Origin of the sequence: Streptomyces sp. NPDC127092 (assembly GCF_042722475.1) — a bacterium.
In the GTDB taxonomy this organism is placed as follows: domain Bacteria; phylum Actinomycetota; class Actinomycetes; order Streptomycetales; family Streptomycetaceae; genus Streptomyces.
This window is the reverse complement of the sequence record NZ_JBHXFE010000199.1, coordinates 1-1,565: the sequence shown is the minus strand read 5'-3', so window position 1 is coordinate 1,565 and position 1,565 is coordinate 1. Positions and strand designations below refer to the sequence as shown.

General features: G+C 73.2%; 1 protein-coding gene and 1 pseudogene. Both read left to right on the top strand.

Features of this window, described 5'->3' with window-relative positions; genetic code table 11:
- Window positions 1-651: pseudogene (locus tag ACFWJO_RS38825) on the top strand (NCS2 family permease); the annotation flags it as partial.
- A 100-nt stretch (window positions 652-751) separates the two neighbouring features.
- Window positions 752-1,565, top strand: an 814-nt coding sequence (locus ACFWJO_RS38820; protein WP_386872927.1) for a hypothetical protein, incomplete at its 3' end; no start/stop codon positions are given.

The window sequence follows — 1,565 nt, the reverse complement described above, 5'->3', positions numbered from 1 at the left end:
CTCGGCAGCGTGGACCTGTTCGGCGCCTTCACCTCCGTGGGCGGGCTGATGGCCTCCCTGCTCGTGTTCGCGATCCTGCTCTCCGTGTTCTTCGACGCGATGGGCGTCTCCGTGGGCCTGGCCCGCGAGGCCGGCACCGTGAACCCGGACGGCTCCATCCCCGACCTCAACCGGGTGCTCGCCGCGGACGCGCTCGCGGTCACGGTGGGCGGTGGCGCCTCCGGCTCGGCGCACCAGATCTTCGTGGAGTCCGGCACCGGCATCGGCGAGGGCGCCCGGACCGGCCTGGCCTCCGTGTTCACCGGCCTGTTCTTCCTCGCGGCCGTGTTCCTCTCCCCGCTCATCCACCTCGTGCCGTTCGAGGCCGTGGCCCCCGCGCTCGTGGTGGTCGGGTTCATGATGTGCCAGCACGTGGTGCAGATCGACTGGTCCGACCCGGGCGCAGCCTTCCCCGCGTTCCTCACGTTCATCCTCATGCCGTTCACCTACTCGATCGTCAACGGCATCGGCGCCGGCGTGGTGGCCTACGCGGTGATCCGCACGGGCCAGGGCCGCGGCCGCGAGGTGCACCCGCTGCTGTGGTTCGTGGCACTCGCGTTCGTCGCGTACTTCGGGCTCGGCGTGGTCCGGGCAGCGCTCGGCCTGAACTGACCCGCCGCCCCCGACGGCGGCGCACCGGACCGGTGTGCCGCCGTCGTCGTGTGCGGCGCGGGGTGTCGTCAGCGCCGGAAGGCGTGATGGGATGGGCCGCATGCCCCAGACCACGTCGCACGCCCCCGTCCCGCCGTCCGCCTGCGCCGAGCCCGTGACCCGCCGCCACCACGGCCACACGTTCCAGGACGACTTCGAGTGGCTGCGCGGCAAGGCGGAGCCCCGCGTGCTCGAGCACCTGGCCGCCGAGAACGCGTACACCGAGGCCGTGACCGCGGACCAGGCGCCGCTGCGCGAGGCGATCGTCGGCGAGATCAAGGCCCGCACGGTGGAGACGGACCGCTCCGTGCCCGCCCGCCGGGACGGGTGGTGGTACTTCGTGCGCACCCGCGAGGGCGCCGAGTACCCGATCCACTGCCGCGTGCCCGCACGCGACACCGGCGACCTCGAGGCCGACTGGACCCCGCCCGTCATCACCCCGGACGCCGCCCTGCCGGGCGAGCAGGTGATCCTGGACGGCAACGCCGAGGCCGAGGGCCACCCGTTCTTCGCGCTCGGCGGCCTGCACATCAGCCCGGACGCCACCCGGGTGGCCTACGCCGTGGACCACACCGGCGACGAGCGCTTCACCCTGCGCGTGCGCGAGATCGCCACGGGCGAGGACCTGCCGGACGCGGTCGAGAACGTGGCCCACGGCGTCCGCTTCGACCGCTCGGGCACCCGCGTGTTCTACACCGTGTGGGACGACTCGTGGCGGCCGTACCAGGTCAAGGCCCACGTGCTCGGCACCGACCCGGCCGAGGACGTGATCCTGCACGAGGAGGCCGACCCGGGCATGTGGACCGGCTTCGAGGGCGTGGCCGACCGCACCCAGCTGCTGATCGGCGTCGGCAACTCGGAGGTCTCCGAGACCC